A 14934-nucleotide genomic window follows, 5' to 3' on the forward strand; every position below is an offset into this window, starting at 1 on the left:
TCCTATCCTAATGCTACCCAGTAATAAGTTGTACCACTGTAATTCAGGTGGCTAGGATCAGCACTATAGCCCACGGTAAAGCCGTTGGTTGTTATTCCTGGAATCTGGTATGGGGCATTTCTCGTAGCAAAAAACTTTGCCGAAACATATTGACCAGCAAAGATCCCCCATGCACCGCTACTGGGTCGCAGGCTGATTTGGTGGCCGTCAGTGCCATTAGCCACGCCGGTGTTTACGATAACAAACTTAGGAGTAAATCCAACAGTGATGGTTCTGCTGGATGCTCCATCGCCTACATACGAGCCAGAGGCGATCCTGCCAAAGTTTGCACCGTGTATTCCATCGACGGTGTCTGCATCTAGTCCGCTCCCCGCACCGTCGTTGCCTGCATGCCATGCAGTGCTGCCGCCGATGGTCGCTCCAGCAGGTAGGTCAAGAGGCAACTGCGCCCAGGCCGTGCCATCGTCGCGGTAAATCTTTTTAGTGTCCGTGGCGATGTAAATTCTTCCCGCCACACCTGCAGCAGGTTTGTTTGCGTCGATATCAGCCATTATACTCGGCGTCGCACCGGCGTTTTGGATTGCCCCAATATCCCCCGGCGTCAGCGGGTCTGGGCCGTTGGTGGCGTGGCGGCTTTTGTGGGCCTTGAGGTCTGCCAGCGTGAGGTCTGGCGCATCATACCAGTTGGTCTTGCCGGTGATGGCCTTTATCCTGTTGGCAAACCAGTCCAGCAGTTGGCGCAGGGTCCCGATGTTGCTGGTTGGTGCCTGAGTCGGGTCAATAGTGCGGGAACCTTCCTCCACGGCTTGGACATTACCTTCTATCCGGTTGAAATCTTGGGCCGTCGGAATGTTCCCGGCGGCCCAGTTGGTTTTTGGGGTTTGGTAGCCAGTCGGTGCAGTTCCCACTTAGCTTGCCCTCCTTCCCGAAAGTTTCGCTCGTAAAGCGCCACTGAATTCCAGCTCTTGCTTGGTCACAAAGTAATCGTTCCGCTCGTTCTTATCCACCACGGTTATCCTGTCAGCCAAAAGTAACGCCGGGTTACCCCGGCCTTATTCAACATTCGCTCCCCGTTAGTTATGCAACCAACACTTTCGCTGCCCTCTGTGCATCAGGGCCATCGAAATCAAGTTTTAAGGTCGTATCTGCGTCCACGGGCAGTGGCGCATTGCTGGCATAGGCATCCGCTATCTCTGCATCTGTGCGGGCACGGCTGGAGATGCGGAGGTCGTCGATAAGACCATTCCAGTAGTAGGTATTTCCGTCCCAAAAACCAACAAACAACTCGTCAGGAAAGTTACCAGCTAGCGTTGCTGCTGTGATAATAACTGCAACTCCGTCTACAAACAATTTAACAGTTGTTCCGTCATACGTTAGCGCCCAATAGTGCATAGTTGTCGGTTCAGAAAGTGTACTGCCTGTTTTTGCTACAACCGTACTTCCGTTCCAGTACGAGATATAAGGCCGATTACTACCGTCTAAGGCTACATCAATGTAGCGGTTGGCCGCATTTGCCCCAGTGCCCTTAACAAGTGCTATAGGAACACGATAAGTAACTCCACTAACGTTAGTTCTTCCAAGCCATTCAATAGTCCAAGGGCCACCCGCCGACAGCACCCCCGCCGTGGGGATGGTCAGGGTTTCGGGGGAGCGGGTGGAAGGATGAAATGATGTTGCATATGCTTTCTGCTCAACTTGTAAATTATCAACATAGATACTTGCATTGGTAATATCCTGGTAGATTTCTATGCGGAAGAAAATAGCATCCGCATCGCTCCGCATTGTCCGTATAACGGTTAACCTTTGCCAGGTATCAGTAGCGGTTGCCGCTTGACTATTAGTTTCCTGATAGCCCACCGTATTATGGTCAAACGCCCTCAAGTATACTTTGCTAGGGTTTATCCCTGAAGCAGAAGGAATATAAACGTAGACAGAAAAAGCGTAAACCGCTCCAGCAGTTAAACCATTTAAACTTGCTTGTGAGCCCAACCCAAAGTACCTATCTACTCTTCCTGCCGTTGCATCTGTAGTAATCTTTAATGAACTTGCACCGCCAAATTTCTGGGCAGTATCTAAAGTAGGTGTAGCTATCCCCGCATGACTTCCAGCAACTCCCCCTAGAGTCGGAACAGCAATCTCACAGTCACCATTGGCCAGCTTGTTCGTCGTCCCCTCCTCCACCATCACCGCCTGGCCGAATTTGCCAGTCTCGTAGCGGGCATTATGGAGGTGATAAAGCTTCCCTTTGCTATCATAAGCCAAGCTTTGGCGGCTAAAGCTATATCGACTGTAAATGTCAACGATTGAACGCCTGATTACCTGGATCATGCTGGCTCACCTGCCGGTTCTTGCACTTCCCACGGGAAAACAACCCCTCCAATCTGTTTCGGAAAGTTCATCCGCAAATCCGGCAGAAACACTTTTTCGGCATACTCGTATACTTCTTGCTCTGTCTCGCAAGAAACAGTTGTTCTTCCCTCCAGCACCACATTGCTTGCTTCATCTTTTACTGTTATATCCGCCTGCCATAGCCAGTCGCCAATATTGCTAATTACAATTTCATAAGTCATGCTAATTCCACCACCCTGACAGCCGCGTTAGAAGCGGCGATAAAGTAAATCGCTGTGGCTACAGATGAGTTGAACTGGAACACAACCGAGTCCTGCGGCAATAAGGGAAAGCCTGTTGCTGCAGTCACTCCTGAGGGCCCCCAGTAAACGGGAACAGAAGATTCATTGTACACGATCATGGCATAGCGGTTGGCCAGCCGTGAAGCACTCGCAAAGAGCTCTGCCGCCGTGGTGGTCACGGTCTTTGCACCAACAACAGGGGCAGAATCTATTGTTGCATAACTGCCCGTTAGTTGAACAGGGGCGGAACCTGTCCCGGTTCCCTGGAGCTGCTTGAGCAGGCCTTTCAGGAGTGCGATCACGCTGGCCGAAGCTGCCGGATCAATCACGGCAGTGGCCGCAAGCGCCCCTAGAGCGGCAATGGCGTTATCTTCGGCGATAATCTTGCCAAGGGCGCGGGTAGCCCGGTCTATAACGTCCACCTGGTCTTTGACTGTACCGCCACCCTGGTGCTGTTTGAGAAGCCCTTTCAGGAGCGCGATGATGGTCGCGCTGGCTGCTGGATCTGTTACAGCGGCGTCGGTTAATGCGCCAGCTAGAGCCTCGATCTCGCTGGCCCGGACATCGAGCTTGCCCGAGGTTGTGGAAATCGGATTCCCGTCCGGGCCGTACAATTCAACCCTATTCGCATTGTTGCGGCCATAGAGAGGTTCGTAAGCATCGGTAGTGGGGTTAAAATACTGCGGCACGGGAGCGCCAGCCGCGTCACGGATAATGTTCTTGGTATTATAAGCCATATATCCACCTCCTAAGCCCTTAACTCGCCAGCTCTTCTTCCGGTAAGCTTCGCCCGCAATGCACCGGCAAACTCAAGTTCTTGTCTGGTAACCCAGAAGTAACCTCGCACATCTTCACCATCCCGCTGGTAATCCGGAACGCATATAACATCGCCCAGAAGCAGGGCCGGGTTGCCCCGCCATTCTACCTCCACGTCCCGTCGGGGGTTCTTAAAACTCGCCAGCAGTTTATCCGCTATCGTTTGTGCCATCGAAAGCGTTTGCACCAGTGGGTTTCCGGGGAAGGTATATTTAATTAATCCGTTGTCGGTAATGCTGGCACTATCCTGAGCTATCGCTTTTTCTTTGTTCAGCACTTTCAGCGGTTTTGCATTTATTACTACTATTACGCTTTCATCGGAAGCGCCGCTGTTTGACAAGGTAAGGTCAGCCCCCCAAGCGTAGTACGTTACACTGCTTATTGTTGTGTTAGTTGCGCCCTCTAGAGAGGCCGAAGCCTCAATGCAAGGAACTTCGTTGTAGTATACAGTTAATGACTTTTGCCCGCCGGCAGGAATAGTGGCTGGCTCATTGCTCCGGTAGACTTCCTGAGCCGTAGTAACGGGCCGTAGCGGCTGCGTCTCGACCTCGATGTAGTTGGCGATTTCGCTCCATTTTACCGGGTTATCCTTGCGGAAGAAGTCATCCAGACCTATTCCGTAGGCGTCAATAACATCAATGTTTGCCGGGAATGCGCTACCCTGGATAAAATACTGCCTGGTAACCGGACTGGCAGTTAGGTATGATGGCCCTTCCACCCGGATTACGCCGTTCCTGTCGGCATAGACCTGGCCTAGGCAGGCTTCCGCTATCTTACGCAGTGCCTCCCGGTGGCTTTGCGGCTCGAAATAGGCGTAGGGAACGGTGTACTGCTGGAGTTCGGTATCTACCCAGTATTCTTCCGGTTTCAGGCCTGCATCCTGGAGCACGGCTACAGCAAGGTCATACAGGGTCTTATTTACCTGCACCTGTGAAGTGGAATAGGTGCTCACCCGCAGATGTTCTAGCCTGTCCCGGCCGGTTGTCTGGGCGTATATACCATCTTCAGGAACCGACCAGTCGCCGGACCAGAATACACCCAGGGGCACGTATTCGATATCTGCGCCTACTTGCACCCCCAACCAGGCCCTTATTCTGCGATTTTGCTTCAGGAGCTGATAAAGCGGCGATTGCGTATTCCCGACATCAAACTTTCGGGTGCTGTTGTCCAGCCGTACGTCTATCTCGTTGGCGCTGATATTGCCGACGGGCAGGCTTCCTTGACTAACCTCCCGCTCCTCCAGCAGGTGGATGAGGATAACGTCATCGCCCTCATAGGTCTCCTGAATGCTGGTGAAGAACTCCAGTATCTTCACCTGCCGACCGGGATGGCTCCATTTGCTTATTTCGAGCGTCATCTTCGTGACCTGGGTCACCGCGCTCGCAAGCGTCTTTTGCCAGGTTACCAGGGTATTCCCGGTGACCGTTTCTGTATAGAGCACCGTATTTGCACTGTCGTAAAGCTTTATCACGAAATCAACGGGGTACTCACCGCGTTTAGGATCCCCGACAACCTTCAGCTGGGTAATCGGGCGGCTGAAAAACGTCACCGTCAGCGTCGGGTACGGCGATACAAAGCTGCCATCCGCTCCGGCAAGCTGGCTCCCCCACCAGCCCATCTGGCGGGTTTCTGCTTCGCTCGGGTCTGGTGCAAGTGCAAAGGTACCGTCTAGTACCCATGAGCCGTCCAAGCTTGCTATCTTTGCAAAAGGCTCAGCAACGGCGTCGGCGGTCTGGGAGGGGTAGGATACGTTAGCCTGTTCAGAAGCGGTAACGGTGATGGACTGGTCCAGAAAAGGATCCGTGTAATCGATTTGTATGCGTCCCAGCACTCGCCGCTCGCTAGCTCTGATTTTGTCGAGGAAATCCTGTGTTACGGGGTACATGCGCACCACCTACTGCTCGATAAGCGCCAGTGAAACATCTTTCCAGTACCGGGTTCCGGCTATCTTCTGCCAGGCCGCCTGGTTTATGTCGCCCACGTAGGCCGTTATGGTGGCAGTCTCGCCTTTTTGAGGGTCAGGATACTGCACGGTATGGAAAACCTTGCTCTCCAGGATGTTCAAGATGGTTTGCAGGTCGCTGTTGGCAATAATCTCCCAGCGCATGTCCAGCCGCCGCTTGACGGCTATAATCTCCATGGCCATCTTGCCGGAGGCAAGCCGTTCTGCTTTCGTCAATCGAAAGACCCCAACCTTAAGCTCGGTTGGGGTCTTGATTTGGGTTCCGTTTATGCTCACTCCCAAGAGGTGTCACCTCTTTTCTTGCCCGAGGCGTTGCTCCTCAAAGATGCGGATCTCTCTCAACCGCTGCTCCAGCTTCTTAAGGCCGTAATCGTCGGCAATAAGCGTGCCGATGTGCAGGTGAATTTCCGGTGCGGTTACAGGAGTAAACCCTCCTCTGGCTCCACCCCCGCCAGCAAACACAGGTGCAGGGGCTGCCGTTACGCCAGCCAAGCTCTCGGCTACCGTAGCTACTGCAGCCTTCACCATGCCAACGTTGCTCAGGATACCTTCGGCATACATCCGCATGAAATTAGGTGCCCATCGGTCGGCATACCGCCCCGGGCCTTCTTCGGTGGGAGAACTGAAGCCCAGGAATCGCATTAGCGCAGTTGCGACTGCTCCGCCGGCGCGCTTTACAGCATCGATAGCGCTGCGTATACCGGCAACGATGTTGTCTATGAAATTTCTGCCCCATTCTCTTGCGGTGTCCACAATGCTCAAAATCTTTTCCTTCGCACGTGCAAACGGATCCACCAACCGGCTGTAAAGCAGGTCTTTCAGACTCGTTACCTTGGACAACATGTTGCCCCACGACTGGACAACACGGTCCTTGATCTGCTGTGCAGCGTCCACCACTCTGTCCCTAGCACTTCCAAACCGCGAAGTGATAGCCTGTTTTATGTTCTCCCAGGTTCCCGGAGCGCTGGCTTTAAGCTCCTCCCACCTGGTAGATATACTTGTCTTAATGCTTTCCCACATAACAGGAGCATTGGCCTTGAGCGTTTCCCATCTACTTGCTATGGCGGTCTTGATGTTTTCCCAGGTAGGCCCCGCGTTTGCTTTGAGGTTATCCCACCTCGTAGATATGCTTGCCTTGATATTCTCCCACGCGATCGGGGCATTGGTTTGCAGTTCCTGCCATTTCATTTGGATGGTAGCCTTGATGTTCTCCCAGGCCAGAGGCGCATTGGTCTTTAGCTCGTTCCATTTGTTGGCTATGGTAGTTTTGATGTTTTCCCAGAAACCGGGGGCACTGGTCGACAGCTCCTGCCATTTACTCTGCACTATGTTCTTTATGTTGTTCCATAAGATCCCGGCCTCATCTTTGAAGGCGCTCCATTTCGATGATACCCAGGCGGTAAAATCGCCCCACTTTCCTTTTGCGCCTTCCCATAGGTTAGCGGCCCACTCCTTGAAGCTGCTCCACTTTGCCTTGATGCCGTCCCACAATGGACCGGCCCAGTCGGCAATCCATCCTTTGAAGCTGTCCCATTTCGCCTTAACCCCTTCCCAAAGTCCGCCGGCCCATTCCTTGAAACCTGCCCATTTGGCTTTAATGCCATCCCATAACGGGCCAGCCCAACTAGCAACCCATTCCTTAAAGCTATTCCATTTCTCCTTGACGCTATCGACTATCCACTGCCAGAAGCCGCTCCAGGTCGGCTTTGCCTGTTCCAGTGCACCCATGTCAATTTCTGGCAAAGCTATTGCGCCTACACCAGTGGGAACTTCCAGAGACGGTGCTGCAACCTCTCCCAATCCAGCCGCCGCCCCTTCTGCAGCATCGACGGTCTGCTCCATAATCTGGTGTACCTCATCAAAGGACTGTATGTTGTCGTTGGTTGCCTTGTTTTGTTTCTTCTGCGCCCGACCGAGTTCGTTTAGCGCCTTGGACTGCTGCTGGGTCGCGGATGTGCTGCTCCGGATGCTTTGGTTAAAGCTATCCGTTGCACTCTTGGTTGCTCCCAGGACCTTTGCAGTATTGGCCCGCATAACTGCTGCGCTGTACTTTGACCAAAGCCCTATCCCGATACCTAGAGCTGCCGATATAGCCATAATAATAACGCCGAGAGGCCCTAGCGCTGCATAGAGCGAATACAGTGCCGTTCTGAGTGCCTGAATAACACCAATGTGGGTAATTCCCGCCATAGAAGCAAGGTGTAGCTGGAGCTGGTAGATCTGGATTGCGCGGGCTATAAACGTAAATAGCGGTGGCCCGGCTGCCAGCGTGCCGTTCAACGCCTGGACTACGAGGGTAAGCCCGTTTATGATCGGGATAGCGACCTTGAACGTTAGGAATGCGGTCGCAGCCCAGATCACAAGCGGCCTGATAACCGACCAGTGTGCGATAATTGCCTTGGCAACTCCTACTGCGAACGCCCAGAATGAACGCAGTGCTCCAGCAACCATGCTTACCGACGCGGCGACATTCGGGCCAAACGCTTGTGCAAGTGCAATCTGCAACGCCGAGATTGTGTCCAGTCCCTGCCTCCTGAGATTGCTGAACGTTGTATAAAAGGTAGTTGCCAGGTCTCGAATTCTTTGGAGCCATCCGGTTAGGCCCCTGAACAGGCCAGAGGTAAGCGCCCCTATGGTCATTCGCCATACGTCTTTGATGGTGGAAGTGACACCCTGCCAGGTGTTTTGCATGTTCTCCATCATATTAGGAAAGCGTTTCTCCATGCCTTCGATAAGTACCTGGATAGCCTGACTTGCCGGGATAAGCCCCTTCTCAGAGAGCTTCATGACCTCGGCAGTGGATTTGCCCATCGCTTCGGCCAGTATTTCCCAGGCAGGAACTCCTGCCTCCGTGAGCTGGCGCATTTCTTCGCCGGTCACTTTAGCCTTGGCCCGCATCTGACCTAAAGCCAAGGTGATGCGGTCGATGCCTACTTTACCCAGACCAAGGCCGGCAGCGGCATCACCCACAGCCCGCAACGTGGGTAAAACTTCCCCAGCAGCAAAGCCCATTGCCATCATCCGCCTGGAAGCTTCAAGCAGGTCCGGGTACTCAAACGGCGTCCTTGCTGCGAACTCGCCCATTTGCTCTAAGAAAGCCTGCGCCTTCTCCGCGCTACCAAGCATGGTGGTAAAACCTATCTGGGCCTGTTCCATCATGGAGTTGAAGTTGATGGCCTCGCCTACCACAGCCTGGAAGCCACGCCGTATGGCCTCGAAGAAGCCTATGCCTAAAGTAACGGACAAGGCCCCTTCGAAGATGTCGCCTAGCCTGAGACTCGATGCTCGGGTTTGTCTTTCCACCCGGGCCAAGCCCTGTTCGTATGGGGTCGTATCTATTCCGAGTTTGGCCAAAAGTTCGCCGACGGTCATCGGTTTCTCTCTCCTAACAAGTTAAAGGACAACTAAAATAATCAACGAATACAATTAGAGACGACTTTTACCACAAAGGAAGGTGTGACAATGGAACTAGTCAAGCGCAAGAAACATTCGGTACTTGCCCGCTGCGAAGCCTGCGGCAAGGAAATGGAAATTCCATATGCAAATACCCTACGCCCACATATGCCCGCCATAGACCTAAAAGCTGCCGTCCGGTGTGCTTGCGGTGAATACCATAATTTGATTGTTGAACCCGAAAATAGCCGAACAAAAACAGCATATTACCAATCAGAAGACAAGCCCTTGAAATGTCCGCGTTGCGGCTCTTCCCAGCTTCACGCCGGAGATAAAGGATTCAGCCTTGGCAAAGCTGTAGCAGGTGGCGTTCTAATTGGCCCTATAGGATTACTTGGCGGCTTAATCGGCAGCAAGAAAACTATGATTACCTGCTTAAAATGCGGCTATAGGTGGCAAGCAGGAAAAGGATAATTCCTTGCCAGCTACCACGGTCCCTTCAACCCCTTGGCCCTCGCCTCCCGGATAAGCTCGGCCCAGCCATCTCTCTGCTGGGCCTTTTTCGTTAACTTCTCCACTGCCTTCTTCATTTCCCTGCCGATAAACGCATCCGGTTCTACCTGCTTCAGCCGCTTCCTGGCAAGCATACCTGCTATGGCACTGAAGCCGTTGGTAATCACGGCAGCCAGAAAAGCCCAGTGGTTTCGCATCTCATGGTATTCCTGCATGAGTTTCTGTCTCTTGAGCTCCTGCAGGATGGCCACCAGTTCGCTGGGCCTGAGCTGCCGCATCTCCTCCAGCGTCCAGCCGAACTCTCGGGCCAACAGCACAACTACTTCTGGGGCAAGCCAGCCTGCGCCAAGCTCAGCATGGGCTTCAGCAACCTCTTTATCCCCAAAAAATTTACGTCAACCAACGCCTCGACCAACGCCTCTAGCTCGCTCATGTAGGCGTTCTTCACGTCCTCCTTGGTAAGCTCCGGGAATATCTTCGGAAGCTTTGAGTAAAGCAGGTCAAAGTTGGCTTCACCCAGCAGCTTGCCCAGATCAACCCTGGAGATATCGCCCTTACTCTCGGGGAAAAGCTCCCGGATTAGGGCCTCCAGCTCACCTATCTTTTTCTCCTGGACGTTTATATCCTTCCCGGCAAAGCTGACTATCCTGCTCCGCATCTAATCACTCCCTACAGCCTGAAGTACAACGGGCCTACGCCTTCAAAGTCGATGCTTTCCTTCACCAGCTCATCGACAGCGGTTTCTATGCCTTCCGAGTTAATGAGAGCAAAACCCTCCAGGCACTTCTGGGAAGCACCGCTGTCTACGAAAAGTTTGACTACAATTATCTCGCCCAAACTCTTGAAAAAACTGTCGTCGCCCCAGTAGGCCTCGGCGCTGCCGGACCAGCCCTTAACCGTGCTGATGTATTCCTTCCAGCCCCCGCTAGCAAATGTAGTTGCTTCCGCGTCTTCTGCTTCCATGTCAACACTCCAATTAAAAAAGCCGCCACACTGCACCAGCGTCAGGGCCTGACCGGAAACGGTTACCACGTCGGTGTCCAGCAGCGGAGCATCGAACACCACATAACCCCCGGCCCGTTCGAGGGTAAAGCCTGTTGTTATGACCACGTCATTCTTTTTAACCGTTATCGCAGCATCGAGCGGCCAGTAGCGGTAAGTCGGATTGGTTACCTGGTAACGCCTATAAGTCGCATCCGGCGTGGTCGCCTGATTAGTAAAAGAGACGGGGGCGGTATTCACGTCGCTGACGTAAACCGCCCCTACTTTGCCTGCTATTGCCATGCTAAATCACCCCGCTAGGTCAGGGTAATGGTAAGTTGTCCTGTGCCCTGGAAGTCGCAGGAGAAACTGCCTTTATCATCTACAGGCATCTCTATCGAGGGTTTTACAAAAGCGTTTCCTGAGAACTTCCTTGTTGCATCAATTCTTAACTCCAGGCTAACGGTTTGCCCGCTGTTCCAAGCGTTTATCAGGGCTACTTGGCCGGTAGTATCGGTTGGTACGAAGTTGCCTTCGAAAGAGCCTGACCACTCTTTTAGGCCGGCCAGATACTCTTTCCAGCCGTTGCTATCAAAAGACGTGATCTCGATATCATCTGCACCAAGGTCAAGTGACCACGTACCTATTTCAGATACTTTGTTGGCGCCGATATAGACGGCTCCACCTTTGCCTGCGATCGCCATTATCAGCCAACCTCCTTAATCACTCTGAAATTGCACACAAATAAGGCCCTGCCGTTTTCGTCTCTCGGTAGGGCCTCCGGACTTTGTCTTGCCCGTACGAGCAGATATCTGCGTCCATTAATCGTCGCTTCGGTTAATCCGTGCAGTACGTTTCGGGTCTGTTCTATTTTCTGCCTTCCAGCGACATAACTTTTATTTCGCACCAGTACCTGCAGTCCAGGATATTCCACGCTGCTGTGTAAGTCTGGCGGCTCCCCGGCATACTCGAATAAGGCAACGACATTATCGGGAGCTGCAGGTAACTGCCCCAAAAAAATATCGGTGCCGACCGTGCCGACACCGTTTATCTGGAGATAGTTCCCGATGTCCTCCGAGAGCACTATTCAAACACCTGCCTCAGCCGCCTAGTTAGCCTAGCGGCAAGTTGCGGCGCAGCTTCATTTACCGGGTTCTCAAGATATTTCTTGCCCGCAAAACCTGGATGGTGGACAGTTTTGCCCAGAATGACATAATTGCCGTCCTTGCTGTATTTCGGCAATTGCTTTGATTCGTACTCATTGACCGGGCCGCCTTTCCACTTGTTTGCAGGGGCCGCCAGCACTTTAGCGTTTTTTGCCGTTATGGCATGTGGGCCGTATCCCTCGTGCACAATAACGGCATACGGCGCCGCCGGTCCTCCATAGCCCATCTGCACCGTCACCTGACCACCACTGTATTTCGGCTGTTCAACGTAACCGGTACTTTTCAGCGTTCCGGTATCCACCGGACACTGCTTTTTGCTCTCCGTCATAATGAGCTCTGCTTCGGCATAGAGCGCCTTACCTGCCTCGACCAGCGTACGTTTGCCCAGCTTCTCCAGGGCGCGCCGCAACTCTCTTGTGCCTTTGACCTTAACCGTTATCCTCACATGTTCACCACCTTGTGGTGGGCGCTCCCCGTTTCATCCGGCAGGACTTCAACCGAGAGGACAACTGGCTGCGAGCCGTCCGGCAGGGTAATCCGGTCCTGGACGCCGACGTTCACCGAGCCGTCCAGGTAGACCTGGGCTGTACTGACGACCTCCCTTCCGGTCCTGTCCCGTACCAGCTTCGTCTTGCGCTGCACAAAGGCAGAGTATGTCACAGGAGCACCGTATACAGGCTCGCTGTAGGCGTTGGTTCCCGAGAACGGCTCCACCGTCACCGTCTGCTTGAACCATGCTAAGAAGTCGCGCTCGGCCATCCCATCATCCCCTTGGCGAACAGGAAGTCACCCTGGTCGGCAAACGACGGCGCGGCTACCGAGCCAGCCCGCTTCTCAAGGTCGTCCGCCAGCTTGCGGTAGGCCTCGGCCTTCTGGCTCAGGCTCACCCGCAGGTCGCCCACCTCTTTATCTGCCTGCCGGCTGAACCTAGCGGCGACCGCTTTTGCGGCGCGGCTTGCCGCTAAGAGGACGTTTGTCGTCTCGGTCAGCAGGTACGTTATCTCCTCGTCCTGGAGGAGCTGGTCGGTCTGGTCCGTGTCTCCGATCAGGAACCTCACCTTGTCCTTGTCGCTCGCCGCCGGGTTGTTGCTGTACGACCAGGTCATCTTCGCTCACTTCCTCTATCCATCCCAGCACCCTAAGCTCCCGGAAACACGCCCAAAATTCAGCGCCGGGCGGCAGGAGTTCACCCGGCGCTATCATTCTGTTTCCGGCAGGAATTGGTACTCTAGCCCTATATCGCATCGTAGAACAGCACTCCGAGGTCGGGAGCTACTACCTTCATATCATAAGCCATCTCGCCTTCTACCCTATCCGAAGATAGGTGCTCCATGCGGAACCTCTTGATCCGGTTGCCCTGTGCACCCGCTCCGAGATAGCCCGTCCAGGAGAAGGTGTAGCCACCAGACGGCTTGAGAAGCGAAGGAGCAGGGGCGGCGTAGACCAGGAGCACTTTGCTCTTGAAGATCAGGTCGGTGTTCTCGGTCGCGCCCTCAGCGGCGGTGTTCACCACGCCCCAGGGAACCAGGAACTTGTCCACGCCGAACAGTCCGGCCAGGATGTCCTCGGTGATGACAGCCCGCTGGGTGTACTTCACGCGGTCAAGGATCTTGGGGTGCTCGGTCAACACATTAAAGACGTCCGGGGCAACTACCATAACATTGGGCTTGTAGCCCGTCTTGCTCGCAATAGCAAGCACGGAGTTCTTAACATCCAATACCGGGTTAGAGTTAGTAAAGTCGCTCCACTTGACGAACTGGTTGCCAGTTGCCCCGGAAGCGACACCCTGCCGATCGGTGCCCCAGACACCGGTAGTGAAGTAGTTATTGGCCCATTGGGTCTCGCGCTTGAGCAGCAGCTGCTGGGTTACCCACTCGGTAGCGTCCCGATCAAGGTTGATGGGCGCATCGGCATTGGCACGGGTTGGGTCGTCGATGTCCTTGTGAACGGCATAGATGGGGCAATAGTAGGTCGGCGTGTTGTCAACCCGCCAGCCGCTGCCAGCAGATTCGGTACCGGGTGCCCGCTCCTGGGCTTCTACGCGGAACCAATCTTCCTTGAGGTACTTAAAGTACCTGTCGGACTGTTTCTGCACCGGCACATTCGGAAATACCTTGTCGGCAATGAAGCCCTCAGCCGACTGGATGTAGGCAATCGAGATATTGGTAAGCGGTACGTTTACGTGTAGATCTCCAGGGGTTGGGTTGGGCATCTTCCTCTACCTCCTTACGTCAAACTCTAAGCTAGGCCGCCGTACCGGGGACTGCGCCCATAGGCAACAGAACAACGGAGATAATCTCTCCGCTGGCGGCCGCGCTCTGTAGCGCAATACCGGCAACGTGGCTTCCAGATAGTGCTCCGGTGGTGGTATTCGCAGTAGTCACCACGGCCGTCTTGGCTTTTCCGGTTGCGTCGGAGGCAACCAGAGCGCCTTTAGCGACCGCACCGCCGGCAACGACTTTGGTCACGCCGTAAATGCGCACCTGAGCCGCCTGGCCAGCAGTAGGCTTATTCTGGAGCACGCCCGTAACAGGCTCTCCTGCACCAGCTAAAACGGCTTGCCCGTTGGAATCCGTCTTGACAAAGCAGTATTGGTTCGCCGATAGATCCGCTCCAGCGATCAACGTGATGTCAAACACAGGAATTTCGTATGCCATGCTACATCACCCTCCTTTGGGTCTCCTGGAGGTACTCGGTGTATAGTTCGGGGTGCAACTCCAGGGCCTTAGCTATTGCTTGCTCTTTGGTCATATTGGCATCTTTCTGCACCAGCGAGTTAGCCACGGCCTCAATCTTGGACATAGCAGAGCCACCAGCCAAGCCGCCGCTGCGTCCGATTTCAGCGAATAAGGCACCCTTCCGAATAGCTTCATCAGCCGCCTTCAGCACGCCCTCCAGCTTGGCGTACTCCTCGGGAGCCTTCTCGGCCAGACCCTTCAGCACCAGGCCGAATTCTTCCGGCTTGGTCGGCAGGTTGGCGAACTCGGTCGCAGCCTTCTGGATGAACTCCTTGCGGGCCTGCTTGTCGCGCTCTTCCTTCAGGACTTTCTCCAGCTCCTCGGCCTTCTTAACTGCGCTCTCGTGCTCTTTCCAAAGCGCCTCTATTGCAGGCCGAACTTCTTCGGGAATACCGGAAAAGTCCCAGCTACCATCCTCCTTCTTGGTGGGAGCGGGGTAGCCGTACTTTTCCTTTTTCTTTTTGTCTTCTTCGCTCTTGGCCTTCTCGGCAGGCTCGGGGTAACCATAACCCGCAAGACCGGCCAAAGTCTTGATGATGTCTTTCGGTAGCTCATCCTTGTATGCATTGAGAAGTCGTAAGGCTCCTTTTACGGCGTTCTGAGCCTTATCGCTGAGCTTTGCGGCCTTGAGCACTTCGTCTACCTTCTTCTCGTCCTCCAGTTCAGTCTCAAGCACGGCTTTTAGAATTTCCTCCATCGAACTTCCCTCCTCAGATTTGAAAAGTAAAAAGCGC

General features: G+C 54.0%; 19 protein-coding genes. 1 reads left to right on the forward strand and 18 read right to left on the reverse strand.

The genetic code is table 11. The features are described from left to right. Positions 1 to 2 precede the first annotated feature (2 nt). The 7 genes from H5U02_00235 to H5U02_00265 all read right to left on the reverse strand — a co-directional run bounded on the left by H5U02_00235 (position 3) and on the right by H5U02_00265 (position 8781). Entirely contained in the window at positions 3 to 908 is a 906-nt protein-coding gene (locus H5U02_00235) for a hypothetical protein (protein ID MBC7340879.1), read from the reverse strand. 169 nt (positions 909 to 1077) lie between these two features. Beyond that, positions 1078 to 2328 (reverse strand): hypothetical protein, encoded by a 1251-nt coding sequence (locus H5U02_00240; GenBank protein MBC7340880.1) that lies wholly within the window; start codon positions 2326 to 2328, stop codon positions 1078 to 1080. Next, on the reverse strand, positions 2325 to 2570 hold the full coding sequence (locus H5U02_00245; GenBank protein ID MBC7340881.1) for a hypothetical protein: 246 nt from the start codon (positions 2568 to 2570) through the stop codon (positions 2325 to 2327). Before H5U02_00245 ends, H5U02_00240 begins: the two co-directional genes overlap by 4 nt. Beyond that, positions 2567 to 3367 (reverse strand): hypothetical protein, encoded by an 801-nt coding sequence (locus tag H5U02_00250; GenBank protein ID MBC7340882.1) that lies wholly within the window; start codon positions 3365 to 3367, stop codon positions 2567 to 2569. The genes H5U02_00245 and H5U02_00250 overlap by 4 nt, the downstream gene beginning before the upstream one ends. A gap of 11 nt (positions 3368 to 3378) precedes the next feature. Next, positions 3379 to 5331, reverse strand: coding sequence for a hypothetical protein (locus H5U02_00255; protein MBC7340883.1), 1953 nt, complete (start codon positions 5329 to 5331; stop codon positions 3379 to 3381). 9 nt (positions 5332 to 5340) lie between these two features. Continuing rightward, positions 5341 to 5685, reverse strand: coding sequence for a hypothetical protein (locus tag H5U02_00260; GenBank protein ID MBC7340884.1), 345 nt, complete (start codon positions 5683 to 5685; stop codon positions 5341 to 5343). 12 nt (positions 5686 to 5697) lie between these two features. Continuing rightward, on the reverse strand, positions 5698 to 8781 hold the full coding sequence (locus H5U02_00265) for a tape measure protein (GenBank protein MBC7340885.1): 3084 nt from the start codon (positions 8779 to 8781) through the stop codon (positions 5698 to 5700). 90 nt (positions 8782 to 8871) lie between these two features. Here H5U02_00265 and H5U02_00270 point away from each other — a divergent pair, with 90 nt between their 5' ends. Beyond that, positions 8872 to 9276, forward strand: coding sequence for a hypothetical protein (locus H5U02_00270; GenBank protein ID MBC7340886.1), 405 nt, complete (start codon positions 8872 to 8874; stop codon positions 9274 to 9276). 11 nt (positions 9277 to 9287) lie between these two features. On the opposite strand, the gene H5U02_00275 is transcribed toward H5U02_00270, so the two are convergent. From H5U02_00275 to H5U02_00325, 11 genes are all read right to left on the reverse strand, one after another. Beyond that, positions 9288 to 9626 carry a hypothetical protein gene (locus tag H5U02_00275; GenBank protein MBC7340887.1) on the reverse strand — a complete coding sequence of 113 codons (339 nt, stop codon included), beginning with the start codon at positions 9624 to 9626 and terminating at the stop codon, positions 9288 to 9290. An 8-nt stretch (positions 9627 to 9634) separates the two neighbouring features. Next, positions 9635 to 9973, reverse strand: coding sequence for a hypothetical protein (locus H5U02_00280; GenBank protein MBC7340888.1), 339 nt, complete (start codon positions 9971 to 9973; stop codon positions 9635 to 9637). Between the two features lie 11 nt (positions 9974 to 9984). Then, positions 9985 to 10599 (reverse strand): hypothetical protein, encoded by a 615-nt coding sequence (locus H5U02_00285; protein ID MBC7340889.1) that lies wholly within the window; start codon positions 10597 to 10599, stop codon positions 9985 to 9987. 14 nt (positions 10600 to 10613) lie between these two features. Further along, positions 10614 to 11000: a hypothetical protein gene (locus tag H5U02_00290; protein ID MBC7340890.1), complete on the reverse strand. Its 387-nt coding sequence runs from the start codon at positions 10998 to 11000 to the stop codon at positions 10614 to 10616. Positions 11001 to 11002: 2 nt separating this feature from the next. Beyond that, positions 11003 to 11380 (reverse strand): hypothetical protein, encoded by a 378-nt coding sequence (locus H5U02_00295; GenBank protein ID MBC7340891.1) that lies wholly within the window; start codon positions 11378 to 11380, stop codon positions 11003 to 11005. Next, positions 11380 to 11907, reverse strand: a complete 528-nt coding sequence (locus H5U02_00300) for an HK97 gp10 family phage protein (GenBank protein MBC7340892.1) — start codon at positions 11905 to 11907, stop codon at positions 11380 to 11382. Before H5U02_00300 ends, H5U02_00295 begins: the two co-directional genes overlap by 1 nt. Further along, a complete protein-coding gene (locus tag H5U02_00305) occupies positions 11904 to 12221 on the reverse strand; it encodes a hypothetical protein (protein ID MBC7340893.1) in 318 nt (105 codons plus the stop codon). The genes H5U02_00300 and H5U02_00305 overlap by 4 nt, the downstream gene beginning before the upstream one ends. Beyond that, positions 12200 to 12568 carry a hypothetical protein gene (locus H5U02_00310; GenBank protein MBC7340894.1) on the reverse strand — a complete coding sequence of 123 codons (369 nt, stop codon included), beginning with the start codon at positions 12566 to 12568 and terminating at the stop codon, positions 12200 to 12202. The genes H5U02_00305 and H5U02_00310 overlap by 22 nt, the downstream gene beginning before the upstream one ends. 128 nt (positions 12569 to 12696) lie before the next feature. Further along, entirely contained in the window at positions 12697 to 13674 is a 978-nt protein-coding gene (locus H5U02_00315) for a major capsid protein (GenBank protein MBC7340895.1), read from the reverse strand. Positions 13675 to 13705: 31 nt separating this feature from the next. After that, a complete protein-coding gene (locus H5U02_00320; protein ID MBC7340896.1) occupies positions 13706 to 14119 on the reverse strand; it encodes a DUF2190 family protein in 414 nt (137 codons plus the stop codon). Between the two features lies 1 nt (position 14120). Further along, positions 14121 to 14897, reverse strand: coding sequence for a hypothetical protein (locus H5U02_00325; protein MBC7340897.1), 777 nt, complete (start codon positions 14895 to 14897; stop codon positions 14121 to 14123). Positions 14898 to 14934: the final 37 nt, after the last annotated feature.

The sequence above is a fragment of the Clostridia bacterium genome (genome assembly GCA_014360065.1).
In the GTDB taxonomy this organism is placed as follows: domain Bacteria; phylum Bacillota; class DSM-521; order Neomoorellales; family JACIYF01; genus JACIYF01.